Below are 26,324 nucleotides of genomic sequence, written 5' to 3'. Positions count from 1 at the left end.
GCTACGCTCAGTCACCCGAATCACTTACTTGAGTAAGCTCATCGGGACTCCTTCCCTTGCCGCCTTCACGCAACTCGAATTATTTAGAGTATAAATTAATAGCAATAATTGAAGGTCTATAACCGGGCAACGATCTGCCCGGTTGCGGGGCATTATAGCAGGAGCGGTGAATTTACCGCCAGTGGTCAACGCGGGGGCGGAAGACAGATGCTGATGCCGCCTAGCCCGCAGTAGCCGTTCGGGTTCTTGTGCAGGTATTGTTGGTGGTCGTCTTCCGCATAATAGAACGGGCCCGCAGGCTCGATTTCTGTGCTGATAACGCGGCTGTCACCGTTTTCTCTCATCGCCTGCTGAAAACGCTGAAGGCTGTCCTGTGCGGCCTGTTCCTGTTCGGGGGAAAGTGTATAGATAGCGGAGCGATATTGGCTGCCGATATCACCGCCCTGACGCATACCTTGCGCGGGGTCGTGATTTTCCCAGAACAGTTGCAGCAAGCGATCGTAGCTGATAACCGCAGGATCAAACACGATACGCACCGCTTCGGCATGATCGGTCAGCCCGCTGCACACTTCACGGTAGGTCGGGTTGGGCGTGTAACCGCCAGTGTAACCTGCTGCGGTGCTGTAGATGCCTGGCTGTTGCCAGAATAGGCGCTCTACTCCCCAGAAGCAGCCCATCGCAAAAATTGCCACGGACATGTGATCCGGCACATGTGTCATGGAATGTTCATGAACGACATGAAGTCTGGCCACCGGCATCGGGGTGGAACGTCCCGGTAAAGCATCGGATTGTGTAATCCGCTGCGTTTTATCAATCGAACTCATCACGTTGTTAACTCCAGCTAGACTGGGTAAATAACCTGCTTTCATGGAAAGCATAACCAAGAAGCATTGACCTGTCTTTATATCTTACTGGGGTTTAATGTTAAGGTAATGTTTATCTGTAATGCCGCATATTGATGTTTGTAGTTGAAAATCTATTCTTAAGATGAAAAATTAGTATTTATCACTAAGATAATTCAATATTGGTAGGGAATTTCGGCGCTACGTGGCGGATTGCCAGGTAAGCGTACAGCGTCGTCCGTCAACGCGGCGGGCGAAGTGATAAAAGCCATGCTATAGGTTTTAGACGACGAGGTTTTAGGCGACAGACCGATTTATCAGGGAGCTCAGTGACTATTTTCATTGCAGACAAACGTTTCATTGCAAAAAGACGTTTCACTTCAAAGAACCGCTTCATTGGAAAAAAAAGCGTTACCGGGCAAAAAAGCATAGCAGGACAAAAAAACAGTTTTGCTGGCTGTGGTTCGCCACGGTACCGGTTTCTTGGCCTGATGTGCGCGCTGCTTATGTTGGCACCGGAGAGCCAGGCGGCGAATGTGCGCCTGCAAGTCATGGGGCTGGAAGGGCAACTACAAAAGAATGTGCGGGCACGTTTATCCACCATCGCGGTCGATGAGGTCAATGCCGATGGGCGTTTCCGTTCACGCGTTGATGAAGCGATCCGTCAGGGATTGCGTGCGCTTGGCTATTACGATCCACAGATCGGTTTCGAATTCCGGCCTGCCGTTAACGGCGGGCGACCTGTACTGATTGCTACCGTCACGCCCGGTGAACCGGTAAAAATTGCCGGGGTGAACATCACCTTGCGCGGTGGTGCGCATGACGATAAAGATTACCAGCAACGGGTTAAAGACGATCGCCCCGCAATCGGTTCAGTGCTGAACCACGGCGATTTCGATCGTTTTAAAAGCGGGCTGAACGGTTTGTCATTACGCAAAGGCTATTTCGATGCCCGCTTCCAGCAAAGTCAGCTTGGCGTGATGCGGGAAGAGAGAGAGGCGTTTTGGGATATCGACTTTGATAGCGGTGAACGCTACCGCTTTGGCGCCGTACACTTTCAGGGCGCACAAATCCGCGAGGATTATCTGCAAAATCTGGTACCGTTTCATGAAGGTGATGCGTATACCAGTGAAGATCTCGGTGAGTTAAACCGCCGTCTTTCTGCGACGGGATGGTTTAATTCCGTCGTGGTGTCGCCTGATTTCGACCAGTCAAAAAGCACCAAAGTGCTGCCGTTGGAAGCCGTGGTAACACCGCGAACCCGTAACCGTATCGAAACCGGGGTGGGGTACGCTACCGATGTGGGGCCGCGTTTTAAAACAACCTGGAATAAGCCTTGGGTGAATTCACGCGGCCACAGTCTTGAAAGCAGCCTGAGCGTGTCCGCACCGGAGCAATCGCTTGATTTTAGCTACAAAATCCCCTTGCTGAAGAGTCCGCTTGAGCAGTATTACCTGCTGCAAGGCGGCTTCAAACGTGAAGATCTTAACGATACTAAATCGGATGGCACGACGTTGAACGTGGCACGCTACTGGGATCTTTCCAGCGGGTGGCAACGGGCGATTAACCTGCGCTGGAGTCTCGACCACTTTACGCAGGCGAGTGTGACGGATACCACGATGCTGATCTATCCGGGTGTCAGCATTAATCGAACTCGCCAACGCGGCGGATTGATGCCGGTGTGGGGCGATACACAGCGTTATTCCATCGACATCTCTGACACCTCCTGGGGGTCGGATATCGATTTTGCTGTGGTTCAGGCACAAAACGTCTGGATTCGTACGCTGGCGGATAAACACCGCTTTGTCGCACGCGGTAATCTGGGCTGGATTGAGACCAACAATTTCTCCCGCGTTCCTCCCTCACTGCGTTTCTTTGCTGGTGGCGATCGCAGCATTCGTGGGTATAAGTACAAATCTATTTCGCCACGCGACGACGATGGCAAACTGACCGGTGCGTCCAAGCTGGCGACTGGCTCGCTCGAATACCAATACAACGTAACGGGAAAATGGTGGGGCGCGGTTTTTGTTGATTCAGGTGAAGCAGTGAATGACATCAAACGGAGTAACTTCAAGACGGGCACGGGCGTCGGCGTACGCTGGGCCTCGCCGATTGGCCCAGTGAAACTTGATGTCGCCATGCCGATCGGCGATGCAGAGAAGAAGAATGATGTTCAGTTCTATATCGCGCTGGGGCCTGAATTATGATGGATGAGAAAAACGAAAAAAAAGTACAGGATCCGGTGACAGAAGAAAACGTCGCGCACGATAACGCGCCGACGCGGCCTGCACGAAAAGGGCGCGGGTGGAAAAAGGTCGGTATTGGCCTTGTGGTATTCTTACTGCTGCTCGTGGTTGGGTTGGGGATGTTGGTGGGCACCACGCCGGGCCTGCATCTGTTGCTGAATACCGCCGCACGCGTGGTGCCGGGGTTGGATATTGCCAGCATGAGCGGCGGCTGGCGTGATTTAACGCTGAGAAATGTCAGCTACGAGATGCCGGGTGTGACGGTAAAGAGCGAGGCATTTCACCTGTCGCTCGCACTGGGCTGCCTGCGCAAAAGTCAGTTGTGTATTAACGATCTCTCGGCGAACCGCGTTGATGTAATCGTCGATACCAAAGCCTTACCCGTGGCGGAAGCGACACCGCCGCCTTCGACGCCGGTAACGGAGATCTCCGCACCGTTCCCGATTTCACTGCGCCAGCTAACGCTTAGCAACGTTCAGGTTACCGTGGATGACACGGCGATTTCACTGAGCGAATTCCGCACCGGAATGCAGTGGGAAGGGCGTGCGTTGACGCTGCTACCGACCAAAATCAGCGCGTTGCTGGTGGCTTTGCCGAAAACGCCCGTTGACGTATTGGAGGATGGCAAAGTAACGGCGGCGGAATTGGCGTCTGTCGTTAAAGAAACCGCGAAGAACGTGCGTGATGCCGCCGAGCAAGGCGCATCGCAAACCGTTCATATCGATCACACGCTGCAAATCGATAAAGCGTTAGGGGCCAATAATACGGTCGCGGCCGCCACAACGACATCACCGATACCGACCGCGTCGTCGCCACAAACGGATAGCACCGCTGACAAGCCGACAGTCCCTGAACAGCCGCTGGGGGAACGCCTGAGCGAGCTGTTCTCCAAACCGTTATTACCTGATTTGCCGCAGTTCACGTTGCCCCTGGATCTGAACATTGTCGAGATTCACGGCGAACAGCTGCGGCTGACGGGCGATCGGGACATTGTGATTAATAACCTGTTCGTGCAGGCATCGACCCAGCAACAGCATTTGCGGTTGGATAAGTTGATCGTGCAATCGCCGCAGGGTGGATTGAATGTACGCGGTGAGGCAACTCTCAGCGAGAGCTGGCCTGTCTCTCTGACGGCAAACGGCGTGTTGAATGTCGAACCGCTCAAAGGTGAAACGCTGAAACTGGCGGTTGATGGTGGCCTGCGCGAACAGCTGAATGTGGCGCTGAACCTCTCGGGGCCGCAGCGCGCTCAGTTGGATGTGCAAACCAAACTGGCAGAAGCCGGGCTGCCGCTGGCATTGACGCTGCAAACCGAGCGTGTGCGTTGGCCGCTGACGGGCGCCACGCAGTATCAGGCCAGCAACGTCAGGCTGCGTTTTAACGGCAAAGCGACCGACTATGCGCTGTCGCTGCGAGGCGATCTGAGCGGTGCGGATATTCCCCCCGCGACGCTGCTGCTGGATGGCAAAGGTAACGAACAGCAGTTTACGCTGAGCCGCCTGCGGTTGGCGGCGTTGCAAGGGAATGCCGATCTAAGCGCGCTTATCGACTGGAGCAAAGCGATTAGCTGGCGCAGTGAGCTGCTGCTGAACGGGATTAACACTGCAAAACAGTGGCCTGAATGGCCCGCGAAAATAGATGGCAAGATAACGACGCGCGGCAGCGTCTATGGCGGGAGCTGGCAATTACAGGTGCCGGAGTTACGGTTGGATGGCAACGTAAAAGCGAATAAGCTCACGGCCAGAGGTGAACTCCGCGGCAACGCGGCGGGTCAGTGGACAATACCCGCGCTGAATCTGGCATTAGGCCGCAACCAGTTGAATGTCAAAGGTGAACTGAGCGACAAGTGGCAGTTGGATGCAGATATCAATGCGCCATCGCTGGACGGCATGTTACCCGGTCTGGCAGGGCGCGCCCTCGGTACGCTCAAATTACGCGGCAATCTGCGTGAACCTCAGATGCTGGCGGATATCACCGCTTCCGGCCTGCGCTGGCAGGCGATGACGATTCGTCAGGTGAGAGTAGAGGGTGATGTCCGCTCCGAACAGCAAATTCAGGGCAAGCTGGCTATACGTCTCGAAGCACTGAAGCAGGACGACCTGAATATTGCGCTGTTGACGTTGGATGCCAGCGGCAATGAAAAACAGCATCAGCTTCGGCTGAATATGCAGGGTGAGCCGGTCGCGGGTCAGTTGGCGCTTTCGGGCAGCTTCGATCGTCAGGAACAGCGCTGGCGCGGTACGCTGAACAATACCCGCTTCGACACGCCAGTGGGAGAGTGGCGTCTGACACAGGATATGGCGCTGGATTACCTGAATGCACAGCAGAAAATCACTATCGGTACGCACTGTTGGAGGAACCCGAACGCAGAGCTTTGCGTACCTAAGGCGATTGAAGCCGGGCCGAGCGGGCAGGCGAGCATTCGACTGAATCGCTTCGATCTCGCGATGTTAAAGCCGTTCCTGACGGCGGATACCGTGCTGGCTGGAACGTTCACTGGCGGTGCCGATATCAGTTGGCAGGCGGGACAAGGCTTACCGCAGGCGAAAGTGTCGCTGGTGGGCAACGGGGTGAGCGTTCGTCAGCAGTTGCAAGGCAACACGCTGCCGATTGATTTCGACACCTTTACGCTGAATGCGGGGATCGATCGCGGGCGGGCGCAGCTTGGCTGGCTGATGGCCATTCGGGATAACGGGCGATTCAGCGGCGATATTCAGGTAAGTGATCCACAGGGTCGGCGCAATCTCGGCGGCAACGTCACGATCAACTCGATTTCGCTGGCGCTGCTCAACCCTGCGTTGAGTAAAGGAGAGAAGGCGGCGGGGATACTGAATGCGAACCTGCGTCTGGCAGGGGATGCGGCGCGCCCTCAGATCTTCGGCCAGATGGTGCTGGAACGATTGGATATTGATGGCAACTGGATGCCGGTTGATCTGACCAACGGGCGGTTGGCGGTGAACTTCAGCGGGATGTCGTCAACGCTGCAAGGCTTCCTGAAAACAGATAACGGGCAGTTGAACCTCGGCGGGAATGCCGACTGGTCGCGACCGGACGCCTGGCGTGCGCGGATCGCAGCGAAAGGCCAGAAGCTACGCGTGACGATTCCGCCTATGGCGCGGCTGGACGTCTCACCGGACATTGTTTTCGAAGCCACGCCACAGCTGTTTGCCTTGAACGGTTCCGTCAGTATTCCGTGGGCGCGTATTGTGGTGAAAGATATGCCGGAAAGCGCGGTGGCGGTGTCATCGGATGAAGTGATGCTGGATGCGCAGGGACAGCCGCTGAAGAAAGCCAGTGCGGCAATTCCGATTAACAGCAATCTCACCATCCGTGTCGGGAATGATGTGCGGCTGGATGCGTTCGGGCTGGCTGCCCGCCTACAGGGCGACCTGAAAATGGTTCAGGACGAGCGCGGATTAGGGCTGAACGGGCAAATCGATATTCCGTCTGGCCGCTTCAAAGCCTACGGACAGGATTTGATCGTCCGCAAGGGGCTGATTCTGTTCTCCGGCCCGCCGGATCAGCCGATCCTGAATATCGAAGCCATTCGTAACCCAGACAATACTGCTGATGACGTTACCGCAGGTGTGCGCGTCACTGGCATGGCCGCCACACCGAAGCTGGAAGTCTTCTCCGATCCGGCCATGTCGCAGCAGGAAGCGCTCTCTTATCTGCTGCGCGGACAGGGTTTGGACAGCGGTGGAGCCGATAGCTCGGCAATGACCTCAATGTTAGTCGGTTTAGGGGTTGCACAAAGTGGTCAAGTTGTGGGTAAAATCGGCGAGGCCTTTGGCGTAAGTAATTTAGCTCTGGATACACAGGGTGTTGGCGATAATTCTCAGGTTGTCGTCAGCGGCTACGTCCTTCCGGGTCTGCAAGTGAAATATGGTGTTGGCATATTCGATTCTTTGGCAACGTTAACGCTGCGTTACCGCCTGATGCCAAAGCTATACTTGGAAGCGGTGTCTGGAATTAGCCAGGCATTAGATGTGCTCTATCAGTTTGAGTTTTAGCGATGCGAATTATTGTTTACGGCAGTTTACGACGCAAACAGGGAAATAGTCATTGGATGACCAATGCGCAATGGCTAGGGGATTGTCAGCTCGCAGGTTTCGAGCTGTACGATCTCGGCCATTATCCGGCAGTAGTACCTGGTGATGGCGAAATCCATTGTGAGGTTTATCGCATTAGTTCGTCGATATTGACGGAACTGGATGCCTTAAAGCGGGACGGTCACGAATACCAACGTGAGCTGATTTCCACCCCTCTGGGCAGTGCCTGGATCTATTTGTACAAACACTCTGTTGCAGGATTGACGCGTATAGCCAGCGGTGACTGGCTAAAGCGTAACGAAGAAGATGAGGCTTGAGGTCGAATAGCCAATCAAGTCAGGGGCATAAATAAAAACACCGCGCAAGGCGGTGTTTTTGATCGTGCGATATCTTGAGCCGTAAGGGGCTTAATGCATATAGCGTGGCGCTTATTTGTTTTTCGCGCGCTCGAAGGAAGCAACGATCTCGGCTTTTGCCGCGTCAGCGTTATCCCAACCTTCCACTTTCACCCACTTGCCTTTTTCCAGATCTTTGTAGTGCTCAAAGAAGTGGCCGATCTGTGCACGCAGCAGCTCAGGCAGGTCGTTAACGTCTTTAATGTGATCGTATTCTTTCGTCAGTTTGCTGTGCGGAACGGCAACCAGCTTGGCATCTTCGCCTGCTTCGTCAGTCATTTTCAGCACGCCAACAGGACGGCAACGGATCACGGAGCCTGGCTGTAGTGGATACGGGGTTGGCACCAGAACGTCAACCGGGTCGCCATCCAGAGACAGCGTGTGGTTGATGTAGCCGTAGTTGCATGGGTAGAACATCGCTGTAGACATGAAACGGTCTACAAACAGCGCACCGCTATCTTTATCAATTTCATATTTGATCGGATCGGCGTTCGCGGGAATTTCAATCACTACATAGATATCTTCCGGCAGATCTTTACCCGCCGGGACATTGTTCAGACTCATGTCGGTTTCCTTCTCTTAAACCTGAAATAGCGTGGCCGTCATTATAGCCAAAAAGCGTTTAATGTCCCTGATTTTTAGTGTGCGTGAGGGGGAGTGCGCTCGCGTTGGTCGTTTAAGTAAAAATACTTTCGTTACTAAAGTTTCTTTAAAGAAAGCAGGCTTGCTACCGATAGGAACATGATCAAGATCACGTTATGTGGAGCATTTCTCCGCATTTATTTATCATTTGTAATTCCAGGGAAACAACGATGTTAAGAAATATCACAATCAAGACGAGCTTGATTGCTTTGTTAGGCACGATGGTCCTGCTGTTATTGCTGGTCTGCGGAATTGGCATCACCTCAATCAATCAGGGAGTCACGTCGCTGACGACAATCGACAAGATTCAGGGGAAAGAAGTCACGGCGCTGGCGGGGAGTTATACCGCCTCGCTGCGTGCAAGAACGGGCGCGGCGTTGGCCGCTCGTCAGATGGAAAGCGGGTTGACCGATCTCGCAAATGCATCGGTCGCGCGAGCGGAAGCCTACACGGCGCTCTCCCAAAAAGAAATGGCGCGTTTTCTTTCTTACGGCACCGTAACGGAGCGCGGCGCCAGAATGGCGGCTGAGGTGAAAAGTAGCTACGAGCAGTACATGAGCCTTGGCGTTCAGCCGATGGTCGATGCGTTGAAACGCGGCGATGTTGCAGCCTATTACGTGCTGTTGCAAGACGTACTGCCGCCGCTCAGCGTTAAGATGGATAAGGTGGCGAACGAATTCCGCGACTTCGGCCTGGAAGTGGGAGAAACTATGCTGACAGACGCCGAGAACTTTGCGTTTGAGCGCCTGACGATCATTGGTGTTGCCTGTGTCGTCGTTCTGCTGCTGGTATTGGCTGCCTGGATTGCGCTGAAGCGTTCTATCCTTTCTCCGCTTGAAGAAACGGTCGCCCAATTGGAATTTATTGCCCGTGGCGATTTGACCCAGCGCATCGCCGAGGGGGGGAATAATGAAATAGGCCGCCTGATTCAGGCGATGCAGGTAATGCAGTCTTCACTGGCAACCGCCGTTGGGCGCGTTCGCGATGCCGGTATGCAAATTGATGTCGGCACGCGTGAACTGTCTTCTGGCAATACCCATCTGGCTGCGCGCACGGAAGAGTCTGCTTCATCGCTGGAAGAAACCGCCGCCAGTATGGAGCAGTTGACTGCCACGGTAGCGCTGAATGCGGAGAGTGCGGAACAAGCGCATACGCTGGCGCAAAATGTGTCGGATATCGCTAATAAGGGCAGCGAGACCGTCGGCAGCATGATTGAGAAAATGCAGATGATTTCCAGCAGTTCGGAGCGTATTGCCGATATTCTGGCGGTGATTGACGGTATTGCGTTCCAGACCAATATTCTGGCGCTGAACGCAGCGGTTGAAGCCGCACGTGCGGGTGAGCAGGGGCGTGGGTTTGCCGTGGTCGCGGGAGAAGTCCGCAATCTGGCGCAGCGCAGTGCCCAGTCGGCTAAAGAGATTAAAATGCTGATGGAAGAATCGCAGAGCCGTGTCAGTGAAGGCACCGCGATGGCAAAAATGGCGGGCGAAACGATGAATGACGTTTCTGGCGCCGTGGCACGCGTCACGTCCCTGATGCGTGAGATCTCAACGGCAACGCGTGAGCAGAGCAATGGGATTGGGCAGGTGAATCTGGCGGTGTCGCAGATGGATGAGGTCGCCCAGCAAAATGCGTCTCTGGTCGAAGAATCCGCCGCGGCCACGCGCTCGTTAGAAGATCAGGCGCGTCTGCTGGCAGAAAGCATGGCGCAGTTTAAAGTGCAGTCGCAGGAGTTTGCCGCTATCGGCCGATTCTAATTCCCCCTTCATACTTCAAGCTGCATGTGCGTTGGCGATACTCGGCCCATCTTGAGCCTCGCCCTGAAGGGCCGCCGCAAGCGGCGTTCAAATCGGCTAAGCCGATTTGTCCTCGCTCACCCCAGTCACTTACTTGTGTAAGCTCCTGGGGATTCACTGCGTCGCCGCGTTACAAGGCCATGCGGCCTTGTCCTAAAGGACCAACGCAGAGCGTTGTTCAAAACGCTCACGTTTTGTCACGCAACTCGAATTATTTAGGGGGATCTTTCATAAAAAAATTCCCGTGAAAACGGGAATTTTTTTGCCTTATGCTTCGGGGGGCGTTTGTTCGTCTTCTGGCTGTTTCTTCTTACGCAGCTTGTTCCAGATTTTACTTTCCTGTCCGCGCCATAGGCGCTGGATATTGTCGTGGTGACGCATCAGGATCAGACAAGAGAGCATCGCGACGGGAAAAGTAAACTGTGGCTTGAACCACCAAACATAAAACGGTGCGATGAGCGCACTGACGATGGCACCGAGTGAGGAATAACCGCTCAGCAGGACGGTGAGTAGCCAGGTGCCAGTCATCAGTCCCGTCAGATCCCAGCCGATTGGTGCGATGGCACCAAAAGCCGTCGCCACACCTTTGCCGCCGCGAAAGTGGAAAAAGACCGGATAGATATGGCCGAGACAGGCAGCGATGGCGGTTAACCCAAGATAGAGCGGGGGAACGCCCAGTGCGTAAGCGGCCCAGACTGGCAGCATGCCTTTCAGGACATCAAAAACTAATACGGTTGCAGCGGCAGCCTTGCCGCCAATACGCAATACGTTAGTGGCTCCGGGGTTCCCGGAACCATGCTGACGCGGGTCAGGTAGCCCAGCAATTCTGCAAAACAAAATCGCACTGGAAATAGAGCCACACAGATACGCGATTAACATCATACCAAGCGCGGTAACACTCATAACGCCATTCCGTTTAATAAGGGTCGTTTTACTCTTCTCATCTGTGGATAATACGCACATTCCGTCGGAAGTGGTATCCGACAGCGACAAAAACAGAGAATGGCGTGATGGATATCGTATTTATTGAAGAACTTACTGTAATCACCACCATCGGTGTTTACGATTGGGAACAGACTATCCAGCAGAAACTGGTGTTCGATATCGAAATGGGCTGGGACAACCGTCAGGCCGCCGCCAGTGACGATGTGAATGACTGCCTGAGCTATGCTGATGTCAGCGATGCGGTGATTGCCCATGTGGCAAATCAGCGCTTTGCTCTGGTAGAGCGTGTCGCTGAAGAAGTCGCACACATGCTGATGCAGCGCTTCTCTATTCCCTGGCTGCGGATCAAGCTCAGCAAGCCGGGGGCGGTGGCGCAGGCGCGTCAGGTTGGGGTCATTATTGAACGTGGCGCACGATAAATCTTATTTAACAGAAAAATACTGATTTACGTGCAACTAAATCGTAACCCAAATAGTCTATACCCCAGTTATAGCGGCTCGCGAAAGTACGCGGCCGCTTTTTTATGGGCTGAATTTTCGTTTTTATTAAAGGCAAGGATTTTTAGATGACTGACCTGCATTCATTGCTAATCGCATTTATTCTTGGTGTGGTCGAAGGACTGACCGAGTTTTTGCCCGTATCGTCTACGGGGCATATGATTATTGTTGGTCACTGGTTAGGGTTTGTTGATGAGAAAGCCAAGACGTTTGAAGTGATTATTCAGCTTGGCTCGATTCTGGCCGTTGTCGTGATGTTCTGGCGCCGTCTCTTTGGTTTGATTGGTATTCACTTCGGTGAAGTCCCGCATGAGGGGCATACGGCGGGTCGTCTGAAATTGACGCACATCTTGCTGGCTATGATTCCCGCTGTGGTGCTTGGGCTGATTTTCCATGACGTGATCAAATCGTTGTTTTACCCACAGAACGTGATGTATGCGCTGGTTATCGGTGGTTTTCTGCTGTTAGCGGCGGAATGGCTTAAGCCTAAAAAGCCGCGCGCCGTCGGGCTGGATGACATCACGCATCGTCAGGCATTTATGATTGGCTGTTTTCAATGTCTGGCGCTGTGGCCCGGTTTTTCACGTTCGGGGGCGACCATTTCCGGCGGGATGCTGGTGGGCGTCAGCCGCTATGCGGCTTCCGAATTCTCTTTTATTCTGGCGGTTCCCATGATGATGGGCGCGACCGTTCTGGATCTGTATAAAAGCTGGCATTTCCTGTCGCTGTCCGATGTACCGATGTTTGCCGTTGGTTTTGTGACGGCGTTTATCGTGGCGCTGATTGCGATTAAAACCTTCCTGAAAGTCATCAAACGCATCTCGTTTGTCCCGTTTGCGATTTACCGTTTTATCGTCGCGGGCGTCGTTTACATGGTGTTTATGTAAGACCGATCGTGTCGGTAGTCGTTAGATAGACCGTGAGAGAGAAGAGGCCACGCATTAGCGTGGCCTCTTTGTTTCAGGATGGGGCTGAGGCATCCGGCTGCTGGGCTTTCCAGTCTGCCAATGCCTGAGTGCGGCGACGTGTCAGCTCATTGCGCACGTCAATGCCTTTAAAACCGTCAGCGACGACGGCCGTACTGCTGACCAGACTGGCAACGCGGAAGGCTTCACGCAGATAGTCGCCTTGTGGATAAGGCGTATCTTCAAAACCCGCCCGCCCTCTGGCGTCGGCTTCGCTAGTGAGCGCTAACTGCTCCAGGCGCTGCGGCTTGCGCCAGACATCAATGGCATCAAATAACTTCAGCAGCGTTTTGGGTTGCAACACCTGTACGGTATGAACCAGGTCATGATATTCCGCAACCAGCTTTGCCAAATCGCGAATCGGGTTAGGCACGCGCAGGCGCTGACACAGCGCTTCAACCAGTTTGACACCCGCCGGGCCATGACCGTGATGCCGTGGCCACAGTTCAGGAGGCGTCAGCCCTTTCCCTAAATCGTGGCACAGCGTGGCAAAGCGTACGTCAATCTCAGGGCTGAGGCGTGCGGCCATCGCCACCGTCATCATGGTATGAATGCCGGTATCGATTTCTGGGTGCCACTTGGCAGGGGCGGGCACACCGTACAGATTATCGATCTCTGGAAACAGTACGGCCAGCGCGCCGCAGTCACGCAGCACCTGAAAATAGACATCTGGCGATGACGTGCCAAGCGCTTTTTCCGTTTCTTTCCAGACCCGCTCTGGCGTCAGGTAAGCCAATTCGCCCTCATGCGCCATTTTTTGCATCAGCGCCATGGTTTCTTCTGCAATCTGGAAGCCGAGATGAGCAAAACGCGCGGCAAAACGGGCAACGCGCAGCACTCGTAACGGATCTTCGCTGAACGCGTCGGATACGTGGCGCAGTACGCGATTCTCAAGATCGCGACGGCCATGATAAGGATCGATGAGATCTCCCCGCTCAGTGCGGGCAATGGCATTGATGGTCAAATCGCGGCGAAGCAAATCCTGCTCTAGCGTGACATCGGGCGCGGCATGGCAGACAAAACCGGTATAGCCTTTGCCGGATTTGCGCTCGGTACGTGCGAGTGCGTATTCATCGCGGCTAACGGGGTGTAAGAAAACGGGGAAATCCTTTCCAACCTGCTGGTAACCCTGCTCTAGCAGATTCTCCGGCGTCGCGCCGACCACCACCCAATCTTTCTCGGTGACGGGTAAACCCAGCATGCTGTCCCGAACAGCGCCGCCGACAAGGTAAATCTTCAACGTCGGGCTCCTGAATCAATAACCAATACTTCACCACATACTACCATCTTTGCGCCGCCGCGTAGGCTGCAAAGAAAAATGCCTGCAAGAAGCAGTAATACTGTTCACTTAAGCGTGGATTTAGGGGGAAACACGGTGATGAGGTTCCCGCAGGGATACCTCGCACGGTGGTAGCCCCCGGTATCTCGATTCTTAAACGATCGGCATTATGCAAGAAGCAGGCACTTATTTCGATTAGTTCATCCAGCGGTCATTTTTCTTTTTGCGCGGGATGATGTGTGGCAACAGCAGACCCAGCAGCAGGCCGATGCCTGCCACGCCGCCGCCGTACATAAACCACTGTAAAATGATGGTGCGTTGCTTATCATCAAGCTGGACATTCGCCGCGCTGACTTTCTTTTGCGCCACGATAAGCTGATTTTTCAGATCCTGATTTTCCTGACGTAATCCGTTGATAACACTATCGCTGCCCGCGACTTTCTGCTGCATATCTGCGGTGCGCTGGTTCCAGGTCTGATCGATATTATTCAGTTTGTCCGTCAGGTCTTTGACCTGATTCTCCAGTTCGGGCACCCGCGTGCGCAGGCTCGGCGTATTGCTCAACTGGTCGAGCGGGATCCAGGTGGTGCGGTTTTTGTCATCACGAATCTGTGCATAGCCCGCGTTTTCATTAACGCTGAGTAGCGTGACCTCTGCACCCGCATTCAGTGTGCCGACGATACGATATTGATTGCCCGGGCCACTGTGGACATACGTCAATAACTCATCGGAAATATAGCGTTTTTCTTCCGCCTGTGTGGTCCAACTCAGCGTGAGAGAAAATAAAGTAAAACAGAGTAAGCCTAATTTCTGCATAAGATCATCATGTTGCGTTAATGGTGGTCTGATAGTAGAGGCTTAAGTCTGACGAGGCAACGTATAAACCGAAATGAGAACAGTCTTAGAACCTAGCCATTAGGGCTATTTCACATCAATCACACCTGCTGGAACAGGTTCTTAGACGGTGTTTAAGCGCGGAAAATAGCGTACTGGTGACAGGTTTGCATAAGAAATGCGCGCTTGTTCGCAGGTGAAAAAGAGTGTGTACGGTAAGGGTAGTAAGGCGAAGTAAAATGTTATTTACTGACAGGATAATGAACGCGGTTTTGGTGTTGTGAATGCTATGAGTGAAGAAATTGAACTGAAGTTTATTGTTCATCCAGACAGCGTTGAATCGCTGTTGACGCAACTGGCTGAATGGGAAAGTGATTATAGCCAGTATGAGCACATGCGTGCTCAGCGTCTGAGCAATACTTATTATGAGACGGCGGACAACTATCTGCGACGCAACGGCATCGGTCTGCGTATTCGTGGCGAGAATGAACGCTATGAAATGACGGCGAAGACAGCCGGTAAGGTCATTGGCGGGCTGCATCAACATCCTGAATATAACGTTGAACTGGATAAAGCTGAGCTGGATCTCAGCCTGTTTCCAGCGGAAGTCTGGCCGGAAGAGTGCGATGTTGAGGCGTTGCAGTCATCGCTCAACCCGCTGTTTAGCACGGAGTTTACGCGTGAAAAGTGGGTGTTTACTTACTATCAAAGCGTGATTGAAGTGGCGTTAGATCGTGGTGAAATTCGTGCCGGGGATCTGAGTGAACCGCTGTGTGAATTGGAGATGGAACTTAAGATTGGTCAGACTACCCACCTGCTGGAACTGGCAAAGGAAATCGCAGAGTTTGGTGGTATGCGGCAGGGCAGCCTCAGTAAGGCCGCGCGCGGATACCATCTGGCAAAAGGTAACCCGGTTCGCGAGTGTCTTCCTCTCAATAGATTAGTTGTCGATCCAAAAACCACTATCGATCAGGCTATCCGTGCGGCGCTGGAACTGGGGTTGAGCCATTGGCAATACCACGAAGAACTGTGGGTCAGAGGGAACCCTTCTGCCCGCGAAGCGCTGCCTGAAGCCAGCGCGTTGATGCGCGAAATGTTGGTACTGGTAGGCGGCGTCGTGCTACGCAAAGTCACCACGCTTTTTCGCTCGGCTCTCGCTACTTTGGAGTCCCGGTTACAAAGCGCCAGTGGCGCAGACGTCTGTTACAGCACTGACTACCTGCAAAGTAAGTTGGTACTGACTTCCTGGCTGGTCGAGTCTGGCTGGCGGGACCATATGGATAATAAAGATCGCATTAAGCTACAGGGTTCGTTCAAACGCTTTGCTGACATCATGCTAAGCCGTAGCACGGCGGATCTGAAAAGCGCTTTTGCTTCTAAATTGACGGAAGTGCAGTACGAACAGCAAATTCCTCGCCTGCAACGTAATATCTGCGCGTTTCTTCTCTTGTCCGGCGCGTATCCGGCGGAGCAGGTGGAAGCCTACATTTCACACTGGCGGGTGTTGCTCCACGAAATTGAGCGGCTCGCTGCCGGGAAGGCGCCTTCCGTGTATCTGGAAGCCTACCGTAAAGAGGCGTTGACCTTGCCCCCGTTCTGGCTACATAGCGGCGGACCATCACAGTAACCGTTAACTGCCGCTTGTCAGTGAAGATAGGCGGCGCATCAAGGGAACCCCCATGCCGATACTTCCTTTGCCTGCTTTACCTGTGCTTCTGACGGAACAATCTCAGCGTGCGCTCTCGCGTTTGCGGGAAGCCGCACCTGATGAACCGATAACGGACAGCGACACTGCTGTTTTGGCATTGAGCGATTTTGTCAGCGATGCGCTTTCGCTACATCCTGACTGGTGGCAAGGAATTCATCAGCAACCGCCGCAGCCTGAAGAGTGGCAGCACTACGCCGACTGGTTAAGTCGCGCCCTGACCGATGTTAACGATGAAAATGCGTTAATGGCGGCATTGCGTCGGTTTCGCCGCCATATGCTGACGCGAATTGCGTGGTCACAGGCGCTGCAAACCAGTACCACGGAACACACACTGCGTCAGTTGAGCGAACTGGCCGAGGTGGTGATTGTGGCGGCAAGAAACTGGCTATATCAGGCCTGTTGCCGTGAATGGGGGACGCCGTGCAATGCGCAGGGCGTGGCGCAGCCTCTGCTGATTCTGGGTATGGGGAAACTCGGCGGGGGAGAGCTGAATTTCTCTTCAGATATCGATCTGATCTTCGTCTATCCCGAAAATGGCCATACACAAGGCGGACGGCGCGAACTGGATAACGCACAGTTCTTCACGCGTCTGGGGCAGCGGCTCATTAAGGTGCTGGATCAGCCGACCGTCGATGGTTTTGTTTACCGCGTGGATATGCGGCTACGCCCTTTTGGCGACAGCGGACCGTTGGTGCTCAGTTTTGCGGCCATGGAGGATTATTATCAGGAGCAAGGCCGCGACTGGGAACGCTATGCGATGGTCAAAGCGCGCCTGATGGGCGGAATGGACGATGCTTACAGTCAGGAACTGCGCAGTACGCTGAAGCCCTTCGTCTTCCGTCGCTATATTGATTTCAGCGTGATCCAGTCGCTGCGAAATATGAAGAGCATGATTGCCCGCGAGGTTCGTCGTCGGGATCTGCGCAACAACATCAAACTGGGTGCCGGCGGGATTCGTGAAATCGAATTTATTACGCAGGTTTTCCAACTGATTCGCGGCGGCCGTGAGCCGGGATTACAGGGGCGTTCGCTGCTGCCGACGCTCCAACATGTGGGAGCGCTGGGACTATTAACGCCGCAACAGGTTCTTGATCTCAGTAACGCTTACCTGTTTCTGCGCCGTCTGGAGAACCTGTTGCAGGCCATTGCCGATGAGCAGACCCAAACCCTGCCGGGTGATGAACTGAACCAGCAGAGGCTAGCGTGGGGAATGGGGTGCGACAGCTGGGCCACACTGCAATCCATGCTGTCGCAGCATATGCAGGCGGTGCGCCACGTATTTGATGATCTGATTGGCGATGATGCGCCAGACAATAATGATATCCCCGAACATAGCAGCTATAGCAGTCTGTGGCATGATACGTTGGATGACGGTGAACTGGCCCCGTTGACGCCACATCTTACGGAAACCGTGCGTGAGAAGCTGATGAAGACGATTGTGGCGTTCCGCAACGATGTGGCGAAACGCACAATCGGGCCGCGCGGTCGGGACGTGCTGGATCAGCTTATGCCGTGCTTACTGGCGGAGGTCTGCGCCCGTCAGGAGGCGGATACGGTGTTGTCTCGATTAACGCCGCTGCTGCTGGGGATCGTTACCCGTACCACTTATCTCGAACTGTTGTTGGAATCCCGTGCTGCGCTCGGTCAGTTGATTCGCCTGTGTGCGGCTTCGCCGATGGTGGCCAGCCAACTGGCGCGCTACCCCCTTCTGCTGGATGAATTACTCGATGCGTCCACACTGTATCAGCCGACGGCACCGGGCGCGTATGCCGATGAGCTACGCCAGTATTTGATGCGTGTCCCTGAAGATGATGAAGAACAGCAGTTGGAAGCGGTTCGCCAGTTCAAGCAGTCGCAGCAGTTGCGTATTGCCGCAGGTGATATCGGCGGCGTCCTGCCGGTGATGAAAGTGAGCGATCACTTAACGTACCTGGCAGAAGCGATTATTGCGGCAGTGGTTCAGCAGGCGTGGGGACAGATGGTGGCGCGCTACGGTCAGCCGTCCCATTTACAGCATCGTGAAGGTCGTGGGTTTGCCGTGATTGCCTATGGCAAGCTCGGCGGCTGGGAACTGGGGTATAGCTCCGATCTCGATCTGGTGTTCTTGCTGGATTGTCCATCAGACGTGATGACGGATGGCGAACGCAGTATTGATGGTCGCCAGTTCTACCTGCGTCTCGCACAGCGTGTGATGCACCTGTTTAGCACCCGGACGTCATCAGGCATTTTGTATGAAGTGGATGCTCGTCTGCGGCCATCGGGCGCGGCGGGCATGCTGGTGAGTACAGTAGAAGCATTTGATGAGTATCAGCGTAATGAAGCGTGGACGTGGGAGCATCAGGCTTTGGTGCGTGCGCGCATGGTGTACGGCGAAAGCGGCGTGCAGCAGACCTTTGAGTCTATTCGCCGCGGTATTCTGTGCGCAGAGCGTGATGCGAATACCCTGCGGACTGAAGTGCGCGAAATGCGGGAAAAAATGCGTCAGCATCTGGCGAACAAAGATAAAGCGCTCTTTGATATCAAAACGGATGCGGGCGGCATTACGGATATTGAATTTATTGCCCAGTATCTGGTACTGCGTTATGCCGCTCAGGAACCGCGTTTGACCCGCTGGTCAGACAACGTGCGCATTCTGGAACTGATGGCGCAGTATGGCGTGATGGAAGAGAGCGAAGCCAATGCGCTCAAGCTGGCCTACGTCACCATGCGCAATGAGTTACACCATCTGGCCTTGCAGGAACTGTCCGGGCGGGTCAGTAAGGATCGGTTTGTGGCGGAAAGAGAGCAGGTGCTGGTGAGTTGGAATAAGTGGCTGGTAGGAGAGTAAGTTCCCTCCGTCTATCTAGACAACGGGTTATGTGATAAATGCCGCGTCCGGTGACGCGGCGGTGACGTGTAATCATCGTGCCTATGATATTATTACGCGCATTATGCGAAATAAGCCTGGAGTAGAGGATGAAAGTGACGCTGCCTGATTTCCGTCAAGCGGGTGTGTTAGTGGTGGGTGATGTCATGCTGGATCGTTACTGGTACGGGCCGACCAGCCGAATTTCACCAGAGGCACCCGTACCTGTGGTCAAGGTGGATACGATCGAAGAGCGTCCCGGTGGCGCGGCGAACGTCGCGATGAATATCGCAGCGCTGGGCGCGGGGTCGCGGCTGGTGGGGTTAACGGGTATTGATGATGCTGCACGCGCACTGAATGCCAAGCTTGGTGAAGTGAATGTGAAGTGCGACTTTGTCTCGGTTCCTACACATCCGACGATTACCAAATTGCGTGTGCTGTCGCGTAATCAGCAGTTGATCCGACTGGATTTTGAGGAAGGCTTTGAGGGTATTGATCCTCAGCCGATCATTGAGCGTATTCAACTGGCACTGCCAAAAATTGGCGCACTGGTGCTGTCTGACTATGCAAAAGGCGCATTAGCGCATGTACAAGTCATGATTCAGACGGCAAAAGACGCTGGTGTTCCGGTGCTGATCGACCCGAAAGGCACAGATTTTTCCCGCTACCGTGGCGCGACATTGCTGACGCCGAACCTGTCTGAGTTTGAAGCAGTCGCAGGGCGTTGCAAAACGGAAGAAGAGTTGGTTGAGCGCGGTATGCAACTGGTTGCCGATTATGATCTGTCCGCGTTGCTGATTACACGTTCTGAGCAAGGGATGACGCTGCTACAGCCGGGCAAGGCACCGCTGCATTTGCCAACGCAGGCGCAGGAAGTGTATGACGTGACCGGTGCGGGCGATACCGTCATTGGCGTACTGGCCGCTGCGCTGGCGGCGGGTAATCCGCTGGAAGAAGCCTGTTTTCTGGCGAATGCCGCCGCAGGCGTCGTTGTTGGCAAGCTGGGTACGTCAACGGTTACTCCGATTGAGCTGGAAAATGCGATCCGTGGCCGTGCCGATACCGGGTTTGGCGTGATGACAGAAGAACAACTGAAACAGGCGGTTGAACTGGCGCGCCAGCGGGGCGAAAAGATTGTGATGACCAACGGTTGCTTCGATATTCTGCATGCTGGGCATGTGTCTTATCTGGCAAATGCCCGCAAACTGGGCGACCGGTTAATTGTTGCAGTAAACAGCGATGCTTCAACCAAACGTCTGAAGGGGCCGACTCGCCCCGTCAACCCGCTGCCACAGCGGATGATCGTGCTGGGTGCGCTGGAAGCCGTCGATTGGGTTGTGCCGTTTGAAGAAGATACGCCGCAGCGCCTGATTGCCAGCATTCTGCCGGATATCCTGGTGAAAGGCGGAGATTACCAGCCACATGAAATCGCCGGTAGTGAAGAAGTCTGGGCCAACGGCGGTGAAGTGAAAGTCCTGAACTTTGAGGACGGCTGCTCGACGACGAACATCATCAATACGATTAAAGCCAACACGTCTCAATCTTAAAAAATAAAACTGACGGCGTTTACACTGTTCCAATGCCGTTCAGACCGCAAGCTAATGATTCTCGCTCTGACACATCACGGGCGAGAATCATAACAATCATAACGCCGACAGGGCGACACGTCAGATAAAACAGGTATGAAACCAGTGAAGAAAGAACCAGCCGAAGTGAATGAGGTCGCACTGCGGGTAGCGGAGTTGCGCCGGGTCTTACGCCATCACGAATACAAATATCACGTTGAAGATGCGCCCGAAATTCCTGATGTCGAATATGACAAACTTATGCAGGAACTGAAAGCGTTAGAGGCGGATCACCCTGAGCTGGTAACCAGCGATTCTCCCACGCAGCGCGTGGGGGCAGCGCCGCTGGCGGCATTTGAACAGGTACGCCATGAAGTGCCGATGTTATCGCTGGATAACGTATTTGATGAAGAGAGCTATCTGGCCTTCAGCAAGCGAATTGGCGACAGGCTGAAAAACGGTGACGATCTGACATTCTGCTGCGAGCTAAAGCTGGATGGTTTAGCGGTCAGCCTGCTGTATGAAGACGGTATTCTGGTGCAGGCGGCCACGCGAGGGGATGGCACGACCGGGGAAAATATCACCAGCAACATTCGTACCGTTGCGGCGATTCCGTTGCGCCTTGAAGGTGACAATATTCCGCGCCGTGTTGAAGTGCGCGGTGAAGTGTTTATGAAACACAGCGGTTTTGAAAAGCTGAACGAAGAAGCTCGCCGCACGGGGAGTAAAGTTTTTGCCAACCCACGTAATGCCGCCGCCGGATCGCTGCGCCAGCTCGACCCACGTATTACGGCTAAACGCCCGCTGACCTTCTTCTGCTATGGCGTCGGCCTGCTGGAAGGTGGAGAACTCCCCGCCAGCCACTGGGAACGGCTGATGCAGTTCAAAGCGTGGGGATTGCCGGTTAGTGACAAAATCAAGCTCTGTACCGGTCCGGCCGAGGTACTGGATTTTTATCGTCAGGTCGAACAAACCCGTAGTTCGTTAGGCTTTGATATTGATGGCGTCGTTGTCAAAGTTGACTCGTTGGAATTGCAGGAGCGGTTAGGGTTTGTTGCCCGCGCGCCTCGCTGGGCAGTAGCCTTTAAATTTCCGGCGCAGGAACAGCTGACCTGGGTACGTGATGTCGAGTTTCAGGTTGGGCGCACAGGGGCGATTACGCCAGTTGCGCGCCTGGAGCCGGTCGCTGTGGCTGGGGTCATCGTCAGCAATGCCACACTGCACAATGCGGATGAAATTGAGCGGCTAGGTTTGCAGATTGGCGATCGCGTGATTGTGCGTCGAGCGGGAGATGTGATCCCGCAGATCGTTGGTATCGTGGAATCTGAACGGCCAGAAACGGTACAACCGATCGTTTTCCCTGCGGCCTGTCCCGTGTGCGGGTCTGACGTTGAACGCGTAGAAGGGGAGGCCGTTACGCGCTGTACCGGTGGGTTGATCTGTGGTGCCCAGCGTAAAGAGGCGCTGAAGCATTTTGTTTCTCGCCGTGCGTTGGATGTGGAAGGCATGGGCGATAAGATCATCGATCAGTTGGTGGAAAAAGAGTACGTCAAGACGCCAGCCGACCTGTTTCGCCTGAGCGCTGGGATCATGACGGGTCTGGATCGTATGGGGCCGAAGTCTGCGACGAATCTGGTCAATGCGTTGGAAAAGGCGAAAAGCACCACGCTGGCGCGTTTTCTGTATGCGTTGGGGATCCGCGACGTTGGCGAATCGACGGCTGCCAATCTGGCCGCCCATTTTGGTTCGCTGGAGGCGCTGTTTGCTGCCGATGAAGAAGCACTGCTGGCGGTGCCGGATGTCGGTAAAGTCGTTGCCGCACATGTACGCCATTTCCTTGAGGAAGAGCATAACCAAACCGTTATTCGTGAACTGACCGATCCTGCGGGCATCAACATTCACTGGCCTGAGGTTCTGGTCGTCAAGGCGGAAGAGATCGACAGCCCATTCGCGGGGAAAACGGTGGTGTTGACCGGATCGCTGAGCATTTTGTCCCGTGACGAAGCCAAAGATCGGCTAACAGCGTTAGGCGCAAAAGTGAGTGGCAGCGTCTCGAAGAAAACCGATATGGTGATCGCCGGTGAAGCCGCAGGTTCTAAGCTGGCAAAAGCGCAGGAACTGGGGATCCCGGTGATCGACGAGGCGGAAATGATTCGACTATTGGGGGAGTAAGCGGTGGAAAAAGAAGACCTGATAGACATTGCCAGGATGCAGATGCCCTTTGGTAAATACAAAGGGCGAGTGCTGATTGATTTGCCTGAAGAGTACCTGCTGTGGTTCTCCCGCAAGGATGAATTTCCTAACGGTCGTTTAGGGGAACTGATGCAAATGACGCTGGCAATCAAGATAGAGGGTCTGCAAGGGTTGGTAACACCGCTAAAGCGACCCCAATCCTGACTGTCCATTTTCTGCGGTAACGTCTGACGAAAAAAAGGTCGCTTCAATCAAGCGACCTTTTACGTTTATCGACTACCCATCCCTAATGCAGACTAGACGTAGATATTAATCTGGTTGTCTGCTGTCGGGCGATTAACGCCTTCTTCTTTAGCATATTGAGCCGAAGCAGAGGAAGAGGTGTCAGACTGCTGTTCTGATTTTTCACTCTGCAAGCGGGCAATTTGTGCCTGTAACGCCTGGATCTGTGCTTGAATGGCCTGCTGTTGCTGTTCGATCAGTTTACGTTCATCATCGCTTTCTGCGCTGGAAGCTGACTCGGTCAATTTACTCACCTGTTTGGTAAGCGCCTGAACCTGCTTGGTTAGCTGCGCAATCTGCTGCTCTGAGGTGTTGCTGCTTTTACTGCTGCTTGCTGTTGTTGTCGTTACGCTGATACTGCTGATGGTGTTTGACATTTTCCCTCCTGAAAATGAAAAGATGCCGATATACCCGAATTATTTGGGGTACAAGCCGTTATATCGGCAATTTAAGCACTTTCTCGAAGGGGATATTGTTGGCAATGAAACATGAAATACTCACTTTCCTGATAGCTCATGTAACAAAATGTATCAATCAGGAAAGGGAGAGAAATAAAGAAGGGAATGCGTCAGATATTCCGGTCAGACGTAGATATCAACACCGCCTTTTTTGTCTTTATTTTCAGTTTGTTGTGATGTCGTTTTTGACGCAGCCTCGGCCGCTTTCTTTTCTGCTTCTTCTTTTTGGATACGGGCAATTTCGGCATAGAGCGCCTGAATTTGCGCCTGGATCATCTGCTGCTGCTGCTTGATGAGTTTACGCTCGGCTTCGCTTTGCGCTTTTTCGGCCGACGTGCCCAGCTCTTTTAGCTTGTTAGTCAGCTGCTTGATTTGATTTTGTATGGCGGCAATTTTTTGTTGAGCGGCACTACCCGTATTAGCGGTCGATGTGGCTTTACTCTCTGTATTAGATGAAGCCTTATTCGCTGTGGACTTACTGGCCGCAGAGGCTGTCGCTGCTACATTTGACACTGTATTCATTGTGATCCGGCTGATATCACTAGACATCACTTCCTCCTGAAATAAGTCAATGCTTCGATCACTATCGGCTGTGTCGCGCTTTTCTTTACGAAAAGCTTACAAATGGATGAGCTACTGTGCATTTGCTGGAAGGAAAAAAGTTGCTGGCAAGGGCGCTGTCCTGCTCCCTTGCCGCAATTGAAGAGAGAATGTCCGTTAACTGCCGTACACGTTAATTGCGCTGTTCAGCCGCCTGGCCTGAAGGTTTAACCCTTCCGCGGCTTCTGTAGAGTGCGTAACCATATCGGTATTGCGCTGTGTCATTTGTTCTATCTGCGCAATGGAGGTATTGATCAGGCCCAATGCCGAGGTTTGCTCATGTGTTGCGTTGCTGATCTCTTTGATCATGGTGGAGACTTGCAAGACTTCATCAACGATGTCGCTAATATGTTTGCCCGCGTTTTCTACCATTGTGCTGCCTTGTTTCACACTTTCAACGTTAGCGTCGATGAGCGCTTTAATCTCTTTGGCCGCAGAGGCGGAATGCTGTGCTAAATTGCGAACTTCGGCGGCCACCACGGCAAACCCTCGTCCCTGTACGCCAGCACGTGCCGCTTCAACCGCCGCATTCAGCGCAAGGATGTTAGTCTGGAAGGCAATACTGTCTATCACGCCAATGATATCAACGATCTTATCGCTGGCGCTGGAAATGGAATCCATCATACCGATGGTTTCCTTCATGATATTGCCACCTTTAAGTGCGGTACTACTGGCGGCTTCTGCCATGGTGGTGGCCTGTGCCGCGGTTTCTGCACTTTGCTGCACGGCAACGGTAATTTCTTCAATGGCGGCAGCGGTTTGTTGCAGATTTGCCGATGTTTCTTCTGTCCGCGTATTCAGGTCGATATTGTTTTCCGCCAGCTTATGGCTGACGTTGGTAATACCGTTTACCTGGGTGCTGACGTCATCAACCAGCGAGTGTAAATTCAGGCCAAACTGGTTAACGGAACGCAGCAGCAAGCCGATTTCGTCTACTCGATTCAGATGGATATGCTTTACTTTACGGCCTGATACCACATGCTGAGCCTGTTTCAGTATCGTCCTGATTGGTTGTGCAATTTGCTTTTGCAGAAACTGATCCATGATGACAATGAGTGACAGCGCGAGCGCCAGCAGCCACAGTGGATTCATGCCGCTGAAAGCAAGCAGCGTGGGAATGAGTCCCGCCGTCAGTACCGTGATGCGTAAGCGCCAGCGGACTGACAATTTCTGCAGCAGCGACAGCGGCGCAAAGAGTCCGGTGCGAACCACCAGCCCTTTGTAAAACTTACGGCTACCCGCCTGTTTTTTCTGCACGGCGCTATACAGCGCTTCGGCAGATTTGATCTCCTCGGCGCTGGGCGTGTTACGTACCGAGATATAGCCCGCGAGATGCTCCTGCTGGTAGACCGGCGTAACGTTGGCGCGAACCCAATAGTGGTCGCCGTTATTGCGACGGTTTTTAACTAATCCTGTCCAGCTATCGCCTTGTTTTAACGTAAACCACATGTCGGCATAGGCTTCAACGGGCATGTCTGGATGACGCACAATATTGTGTGGCTGGTTGATGAGCTGCTCTTCAGAAAAACCGCTAACCTTAATGAAGGCAGAGTTGGCATAAGTAATGTGGCTGTGAATATTTGTCGTGGACATCAATATGGTGTCCATGTCTAACAGATACTCCTGCTGTGTAACAGGTGTATTCACTCTCATGAGAAACCCCGGCGTACGTATCCCGCTCAGTTCCCAGGTTCAGCCATACTGACCGCTTTTCTCGTTTCAGTTGTTCTGATTATTACAGAGGCTGATACGCTGTGTCGCTGCCGCGTGGTACATCCCGTGAAATCTGTCAGGCATATTGCTGTGTAAATATTCAAGTTATTCAAATGGGTATACTGAAATTTTTTGGGCGCTCACTCATTTATATAAAATAATGCTAAGCATTATTTATGAGCGGGCTATTGACCCTATATTGTGCGTGATGGAGTTTTTGTAACTGTATCCGTCATACTTCAAGTTGCATGTGCGTTGGCTGCGTTACTCGGTCCACTTACGTGGACCTCGCCCCGCTGGGGCCGCTGCAAGCAGCGTTCAAATCTGCCTCTGGCAGATTTGTCAGTCACCCGAATCACTTACCTGAGTAAGCTCATCGGGACTCCTTCGCTTGCCGCGTTCCAGGGCTTATAAATAAGCCTTGCCCTAGCGGGCCAACGCTTTGCGTTGTTCAAACGTTAACGTTT

General features: G+C 53.5%; 19 protein-coding genes. 11 read left to right on the top strand and 8 right to left on the bottom strand.

All coding sequences use genetic code 11. The features are described 5' to 3' along the window. Window positions 1-185 precede the first annotated feature (185 nt). A complete protein-coding gene (gene msrA / locus LCF41_RS17450) occupies window positions 186-824 on the bottom strand; it encodes a peptide-methionine (S)-S-oxide reductase MsrA (protein WP_225085650.1) in 639 nt (212 codons plus the stop codon). Window positions 825-1,333: 509 nt separating this feature from the next. Between msrA and tamA the strand changes: the two genes are divergently transcribed. From tamA to LCF41_RS17435, 3 genes are read left to right on the top strand one after another with little or no spacing between them, the layout of a single operon-like run. After that, window positions 1,334-3,049 carry an autotransporter assembly complex protein TamA gene (tamA, locus tag LCF41_RS17445; RefSeq protein WP_225085649.1) on the top strand — a complete coding sequence of 572 codons (1,716 nt, stop codon included), beginning with the start codon at window positions 1,334-1,336 and terminating at the stop codon, window positions 3,047-3,049. After that, window positions 3,046-7,101: an autotransporter assembly complex protein TamB gene (gene tamB / locus LCF41_RS17440; protein WP_225085648.1), complete on the top strand. Its 4,056-nt coding sequence runs from the start codon at window positions 3,046-3,048 to the stop codon at window positions 7,099-7,101. The genes tamA and tamB overlap by 4 nt, the downstream gene beginning before the upstream one ends. A gap of 2 nt (window positions 7,102-7,103) precedes the next feature. After that, entirely contained in the window at window positions 7,104-7,457 is a 354-nt protein-coding gene (locus tag LCF41_RS17435; RefSeq protein WP_225085647.1) for a gamma-glutamylcyclotransferase family protein, read from the top strand. A 111-nt stretch (window positions 7,458-7,568) separates the two neighbouring features. Here the strand turns inward: LCF41_RS17435 and ppa are convergent, their stop codons facing one another. Beyond that, window positions 7,569-8,099, bottom strand: coding sequence for an inorganic diphosphatase (ppa, locus tag LCF41_RS17430; RefSeq protein ID WP_225085646.1), 531 nt, complete (start codon window positions 8,097-8,099; stop codon window positions 7,569-7,571). Window positions 8,100-8,347: 248 nt separating this feature from the next. Between ppa and LCF41_RS17425 the strand changes: the two genes are divergently transcribed. Then, entirely contained in the window at window positions 8,348-9,934 is a 1,587-nt protein-coding gene (locus LCF41_RS17425; RefSeq protein ID WP_225085645.1) for a methyl-accepting chemotaxis protein, read from the top strand. 306 nt (window positions 9,935-10,240) lie between these two features. On the opposite strand, the gene plsY is transcribed toward LCF41_RS17425, so the two are convergent. After that, entirely contained in the window at window positions 10,241-10,876 is a 636-nt protein-coding gene (plsY, locus tag LCF41_RS17420) for a glycerol-3-phosphate 1-O-acyltransferase PlsY (RefSeq protein ID WP_110162485.1), read from the bottom strand. 107 nt (window positions 10,877-10,983) lie between these two features. On the opposite strand from plsY, the gene folB reads away from it, so the two are divergent. Further along, window positions 10,984-11,337, top strand: coding sequence for a bifunctional dihydroneopterin aldolase/7,8-dihydroneopterin epimerase (gene folB, locus LCF41_RS17415; RefSeq protein ID WP_039293439.1), 354 nt, complete (start codon window positions 10,984-10,986; stop codon window positions 11,335-11,337). Window positions 11,338-11,483: 146 nt separating this feature from the next. Then, the gene (gene bacA, locus LCF41_RS17410) at window positions 11,484-12,302 is read left to right on the top strand and encodes an undecaprenyl-diphosphate phosphatase (RefSeq protein ID WP_225085644.1); all 819 of its coding nucleotides are present in this window, start codon (window positions 11,484-11,486) and stop codon (window positions 12,300-12,302) included. A 73-nt stretch (window positions 12,303-12,375) separates the two neighbouring features. On the opposite strand, the gene LCF41_RS17405 is transcribed toward bacA, so the two are convergent. Next, window positions 12,376-13,620, bottom strand: a complete 1,245-nt coding sequence (locus tag LCF41_RS17405; protein WP_225085643.1) for a multifunctional CCA addition/repair protein — start codon at window positions 13,618-13,620, stop codon at window positions 12,376-12,378. 234 nt (window positions 13,621-13,854) lie between these two features. Continuing rightward, window positions 13,855-14,475 carry a TIGR04211 family SH3 domain-containing protein gene (locus tag LCF41_RS17400; RefSeq protein ID WP_225085642.1) on the bottom strand — a complete coding sequence of 207 codons (621 nt, stop codon included), beginning with the start codon at window positions 14,473-14,475 and terminating at the stop codon, window positions 13,855-13,857. Window positions 14,476-14,782: 307 nt separating this feature from the next. Between LCF41_RS17400 and LCF41_RS17395 the strand changes: the two genes are divergently transcribed. The 5 genes from LCF41_RS17395 to LCF41_RS17375 all read left to right on the top strand — a co-directional run bounded on the left by LCF41_RS17395 (window position 14,783) and on the right by LCF41_RS17375 (window position 23,008). After that, a complete protein-coding gene (locus tag LCF41_RS17395) occupies window positions 14,783-16,120 on the top strand; it encodes a CYTH domain-containing protein (protein WP_225085641.1) in 1,338 nt (445 codons plus the stop codon). A gap of 52 nt (window positions 16,121-16,172) precedes the next feature. After that, window positions 16,173-19,028 carry a bifunctional [glutamate--ammonia ligase]-adenylyl-L-tyrosine phosphorylase/[glutamate--ammonia-ligase] adenylyltransferase gene (gene glnE / locus LCF41_RS17390; RefSeq protein ID WP_225085640.1) on the top strand — a complete coding sequence of 952 codons (2,856 nt, stop codon included), beginning with the start codon at window positions 16,173-16,175 and terminating at the stop codon, window positions 19,026-19,028. A 128-nt stretch (window positions 19,029-19,156) separates the two neighbouring features. After that, on the top strand, window positions 19,157-20,593 hold the full coding sequence (gene hldE / locus LCF41_RS17385; RefSeq protein ID WP_225085639.1) for a bifunctional D-glycero-beta-D-manno-heptose-7-phosphate kinase/D-glycero-beta-D-manno-heptose 1-phosphate adenylyltransferase HldE: 1,437 nt from the start codon (window positions 19,157-19,159) through the stop codon (window positions 20,591-20,593). A gap of 135 nt (window positions 20,594-20,728) precedes the next feature. After that, window positions 20,729-22,783: an NAD-dependent DNA ligase LigA gene (ligA, locus tag LCF41_RS17380; protein ID WP_225085638.1), complete on the top strand. Its 2,055-nt coding sequence runs from the start codon at window positions 20,729-20,731 to the stop codon at window positions 22,781-22,783. A gap of 3 nt (window positions 22,784-22,786) precedes the next feature. Then, window positions 22,787-23,008, top strand: a complete 222-nt coding sequence (locus LCF41_RS17375; RefSeq protein ID WP_225085637.1) for a DUF3820 family protein — start codon at window positions 22,787-22,789, stop codon at window positions 23,006-23,008. A 92-nt stretch (window positions 23,009-23,100) separates the two neighbouring features. Here LCF41_RS17375 and LCF41_RS17370 read toward each other — a convergent pair whose 3' ends face one another. From LCF41_RS17370 to LCF41_RS17360, 3 genes are all read right to left on the bottom strand, one after another. Then, window positions 23,101-23,463: a FlxA-like family protein gene (locus LCF41_RS17370; protein ID WP_225085636.1), complete on the bottom strand. Its 363-nt coding sequence runs from the start codon at window positions 23,461-23,463 to the stop codon at window positions 23,101-23,103. Window positions 23,464-23,667: 204 nt separating this feature from the next. Continuing rightward, entirely contained in the window at window positions 23,668-24,093 is a 426-nt protein-coding gene (locus LCF41_RS17365) for a FlxA-like family protein (RefSeq protein ID WP_225085635.1), read from the bottom strand. 168 nt (window positions 24,094-24,261) lie between these two features. Next, the gene (locus LCF41_RS17360) at window positions 24,262-25,797 is read right to left on the bottom strand and encodes a methyl-accepting chemotaxis protein (protein WP_225085634.1); all 1,536 of its coding nucleotides are present in this window, start codon (window positions 25,795-25,797) and stop codon (window positions 24,262-24,264) included. Window positions 25,798-26,324: the final 527 nt, after the last annotated feature.

It is taken from the genome of Pectobacterium colocasium (assembly GCF_020181655.1).
In the GTDB taxonomy this organism is placed as follows: Bacteria; Pseudomonadota; Gammaproteobacteria; order Enterobacterales; family Enterobacteriaceae; genus Pectobacterium; species Pectobacterium colocasium.
This window is presented reverse-complemented; position numbering and strand designations above follow the sequence as displayed.

Coding starts and splice junctions, on each gene's coding strand:
- folB (WP_039293439.1), top strand. CDS start 10,984: ATGGATATCGTATTTATTGAAGAACTTACTGTAATCACCACCATCGGT.
- bacA (WP_225085644.1), top strand. CDS start 11,484: ATGACTGACCTGCATTCATTGCTAATCGCATTTATTCTTGGTGTGGTC.
- plsY (WP_110162485.1), bottom strand. CDS start 10,876: ATGAGTGTTACCGCGCTTGGTATGATGTTAATCGCGTATCTGTGTGGC.
- hldE (WP_225085639.1), top strand. CDS start 19,157: ATGAAAGTGACGCTGCCTGATTTCCGTCAAGCGGGTGTGTTAGTGGTG.
- tamA (WP_225085649.1), top strand. CDS start 1,334: ATGTGCGCGCTGCTTATGTTGGCACCGGAGAGCCAGGCGGCGAATGTG.
- ppa (WP_225085646.1), bottom strand. CDS start 8,099: ATGAGTCTGAACAATGTCCCGGCGGGTAAAGATCTGCCGGAAGATATC.
- glnE (WP_225085640.1), top strand. CDS start 16,173: ATGCCGATACTTCCTTTGCCTGCTTTACCTGTGCTTCTGACGGAACAA.
- LCF41_RS17435 (WP_225085647.1), top strand. CDS start 7,104: ATGCGAATTATTGTTTACGGCAGTTTACGACGCAAACAGGGAAATAGT.
- LCF41_RS17400 (WP_225085642.1), bottom strand. CDS start 14,475: ATGCAGAAATTAGGCTTACTCTGTTTTACTTTATTTTCTCTCACGCTG.
- ligA (WP_225085638.1), top strand. CDS start 20,729: ATGAAACCAGTGAAGAAAGAACCAGCCGAAGTGAATGAGGTCGCACTG.
- msrA (WP_225085650.1), bottom strand. CDS start 824: ATGAGTTCGATTGATAAAACGCAGCGGATTACACAATCCGATGCTTTA.
- LCF41_RS17365 (WP_225085635.1), bottom strand. CDS start 24,093: ATGTCTAGTGATATCAGCCGGATCACAATGAATACAGTGTCAAATGTA.
- LCF41_RS17360 (WP_225085634.1), bottom strand. CDS start 25,797: ATGAGAGTGAATACACCTGTTACACAGCAGGAGTATCTGTTAGACATG.
- LCF41_RS17425 (WP_225085645.1), top strand. CDS start 8,348: ATGTTAAGAAATATCACAATCAAGACGAGCTTGATTGCTTTGTTAGGC.
- LCF41_RS17395 (WP_225085641.1), top strand. CDS start 14,783: ATGAGTGAAGAAATTGAACTGAAGTTTATTGTTCATCCAGACAGCGTT.
- LCF41_RS17370 (WP_225085636.1), bottom strand. CDS start 23,463: ATGTCAAACACCATCAGCAGTATCAGCGTAACGACAACAACAGCAAGC.
- tamB (WP_225085648.1), top strand. CDS start 3,046: ATGATGGATGAGAAAAACGAAAAAAAAGTACAGGATCCGGTGACAGAA.